The following is a 3,689-nucleotide window of genomic DNA, read 5'->3' as shown; positions in this document are numbered from 1 at the left end:
GTATTGGTTGCGGGAGTAGGATTTGAACCTACGACCTTCAGGTTATGAGCCTGACGAGCTACCGGGCTGCTCCATCCCGCGTCAGAGTCAGATTTGTTTTCATCGTTTTAGAGAGATTTGGGGATTTTGCTAGGTTTGGCGGTGACCTACTCTCCCGGGGCTTAAGCCCAAGTACCATTGGCGCGGCAGTGCTTAACTTCCGGGTTCGGGATGGGACCGGGTGTTTCACTTGCGCTATGACCACCAAACCGAGGAAAATCCCCATGTCGCTGTTTTTGCGGAGCAAAAAAGCGACGGGTGGCAGGCAGCGTATTTGTGAAGCAAATGCGCGGTGCCACTCGGTTGTGTAATCAATCAACAGTGCCGTTTGCGTTGGCACGCGCTGTCCATGTTCAAGGTGTGTATGTTTTTGGCTTTTTGATTTCGCCTACCGCTTCGCTACTTGAGGCGGTTGGTGTCTTTCCATTACTGGATCAAATCAAGCCTATCGGGCGATTAGTACCGGTCAACTGAACGCATTACTGCGCTTACATCTCCGGCCTATTGACGTGGTGGTCTTCCACGGCCCTCAGGGAGACCTTGTTTTGAGGGGGGCTTCCCGCTTAGATGCCTTCAGCGGTTATCCTGTCCGATCATAGCTACCCAGCACTGCCGTTGGCACGACAACTGGTCCACCAGTGGATCGTTCACCCCGGTCCTCTCGTACTAGGGGCAACTCCTCTCAAGTCTCCTACACCCACGGCAGATAGGGACCGAACTGTCTCACGACGTTCTAAACCCAGCTCACGTACCTCTTTAAACGGCGAACAGCCGTACCCTTGGGACCTGCTCCAGCCCCAGGATGAGATGAGCCGACATCGAGGTGCCAAACACTGCCGTCGATATGGACTCTTGGGCAGTATCAGCCTGTTATCCCCGGCGTACCTTTTATCCGTTGAGCGATGGCCCTTCCACTCGGGACCACCGGATCACTATGGCCGTCTTTCGACTCTGCTCGACTTGTCAGTCTTGCAGTCAGGCTGGCTTCTGCCATTGCACTCAACGAGCGATTTCCGACCGCTCTGAGCCAACCTTCGCGCGCCTCCGTTACGCTTTAGGAGGCGACCGCCCCAGTCAAACTACCCGCCACGCAGGGTCCCGGATCCGGATAACGGACCGCGGTTAGACATCAAGAGTGCGAAGGGTGGTATCTCAAGGGAGGCTCCACAGGTACTTGCGTTCCTGCTTCAAAGCCTACCACCTATCCTGCACATCACAATCCTGATGCCAGTGCGAAGCTGTAGTAAAGGTGCACGGGGTCTTTCCGTCTAACCGCGGGAAGCCTGCATCTTGACAGGCAATTCAATTTCGCTGAGTCGATGTTGGAGACAGCGGGGAAGTCGTTACGCCATTCGTGCAGGTCGGAACTTACCCGACAAGGAATTTCGCTACCTTAGGACCGTTATAGTTACGGCCGCCGTTTACCTGGGCTTCAATTCAAGGCTCTCACCTCTCCTTTTAACCTTCAGGCACCGGGCAGGCGTCAGACCCTATACGTCGTCTTGCGACTTCGCAGAGCCCTGTGTTTTTAATAAACAGTCGCCACCCCCTGGTTTGTGCCCCCAGCCCCTAGTTGCCTAGGAACCGGGCCTCCTTCTCGCGAACTTACGGAGGTATTTTGCCGAGTTCCTTCAACATCGTTCTCTCAAGCGCCTTGGTATGCTCTACCAGTCCACCTGTGTCGGTTTAGGGTACGGTCTGATGGAGGGCTATTTCCAGGAACCACTCAGCAGCCCAATCAATCCGATAAGATTGAACTACACCTGTGATCCGTCACATCCTCCTGGCCTAGGAATATTAACCTAGTTCCCATCGCCTACGCCTTTCGGCCTCGGCTTAGGGGCCGGCTTACCCTGCTCAGATTAGCTTTAAGCAGGAACCCTTGGACTTTCGGCGAGAGTGTCTCTCACACTCTTTGTCGCTACTCATGTCATCATTCTCACTAGTGATCTCTCCACCGGATCCCTCACAGGCCGGCTTCATCGAAAGAACTCGATCCGTCATTACACCTCGCTGCTGTTACACAACACAGATGCAAATACGGATGAGTTCTATGTCACACTACGCTCTGCTACCATGCCTTACGGCATCCTAAGCTTCGGCTCATGGCTTGAGCCCCGTTACATCTTCGCCGCAGGACAACTTATTTAGACCAGTGAGCTGTTACGCTATCTTTAAAGGATGGCTGCTTCTAAGCCAACCTCCTGGTTGTTTTGGTCGTCCCACCTGCTTTCCCACTTAGCCATGAATTGGGGGCCTTAGCTGTAGGTCAGGGTTGTTTCCCTCTCCACTACGGACGTTAGCATCCGCAGTGTGTCTGCCATCTAGTACTCCCGGGTATTCGGAGTTTGGTTAGGATCAGTAAGCCTGTGGGGCCCCATTACCCATCCAGTGCTCTACCCCCCGGGGTATTCGGATGACGCTCTACCTAAATAGATTTCGCAGAGAACCAGCTATCTCCGAGTTTGATTGGCCTTTCACCCCTAGGCACAGCTCATCCCGATCCTTTTCAACGGATGTGGGTTCGGTCCTCCAGTAAGTGTTACCTTACCTTCAACCTGGCCATGCCTAGATCACTCGGTTTCGGGTCTGATCCCACGAACTCATTCGCCCTATTAAGACTCGCTTTCGCTACGCCTACACCTAACGGCTTAAGCTTGCTCGTGAGACCAAGTCGATGACCCATTATACAAAAGGTACGCCGTCACCCCGCAAGGAGGCTCCGACTGATTGTAGGCGTTCGGTTTCAGGTACTGTTTCACTCCCCTCGTCGGGGTGCTTTTCACCTTTCCCTCACGGTACTGGTTCGCTATCGGTCAGCAAGGAGTACTTAGCCTTCGAAGGTGGTCCTCCGATCTTCAGACAGAATTTCACGTGTTCCGCCCTACTTAATACGTCCGATCATGCTTCATATACGGGACTGTCACCCTCTATGGTCCTGCTTCCCAACAGGTTCTATTCACACTCACGGCTCGGCTGGTCCCCGTTCGCTCGCCACTACTAGGGGAGTATCAATTGATTTCCTTTCCTCCGGGTACTTAGATGTTTCAGTTCCCCGGGTTTGCTCTTAAAACCCTATGTATTCAGGTCTTAAGTACCTGGTCATGCTCATTATTGATCAGCTGTGCCAACAATAACAAACATTCAGGTGGGTTGCCCCATTCAGAAATCCATGGATCAAAGCTTATTCTCAGCTCCCCATGGCTTATCGCAGAGTATCACGTCTTTCATCGCCTCTTGCTGCCAAGGCATTCACCAAACGCCCTTCTCGCGCTTGATTTGATCCAGAAAAAGAAAGACATAACATGTTGCGCTACCGCCTATTCGGCTACTTGAGCGCGTGAAGCCTTTCGGCCTTTCGGCCTGCAGGCTTCGACTATGTCGATCGTGATCACCCAGCTGGTAACTAAAGGCGATCGTTCTTCTGAACCAAAAACATACATTTCCCGCCCCCGCCACTTGGACGAGGACAATTGAGCAACCCCATATGGTCTCCCAGCCGTGCAGCTGATCAACGCAGGTCGCTCGGGTTAGTATATTTGACTTGGACAACTCTGTTCTTTTCAGTCGCGATACACGAGACAGGCCGGCTAGACCCAAACCGTGCCGTCCATCAGATGATGGAAACGACCGAGATCAGTGCCACACTC

The 3,689-nt window shown here is 53.1% G+C and carries 1 tRNA gene and 2 rRNA genes; all 3 read right to left on the bottom strand.

Features of this window, described 5'->3' with window-relative positions:
• Window positions 1-4 precede the first annotated feature (4 nt).
• The 3 genes from AC2FPW_RS21005 to AC2FPW_RS20995 all read right to left on the bottom strand — a co-directional run bounded on the left by AC2FPW_RS21005 (window position 5) and on the right by AC2FPW_RS20995 (window position 3,319).
• Window positions 5-81, bottom strand: a tRNA-Met gene (locus AC2FPW_RS21005).
• Between the two features lie 52 nt (window positions 82-133).
• A 5S ribosomal RNA gene (gene rrf, locus AC2FPW_RS21000) occupies window positions 134-248 on the bottom strand.
• A gap of 226 nt (window positions 249-474) precedes the next feature.
• A 23S ribosomal RNA gene (locus AC2FPW_RS20995) occupies window positions 475-3,319 on the bottom strand.
• Window positions 3,320-3,689 lie beyond the last annotated feature (370 nt).

Source organism: Ruegeria sp. SATB027, from assembly GCF_059613825.1.
Note: the sequence above shows the minus strand (reverse complement) of the source record. Positions and strands in the feature narration are given on the sequence as shown.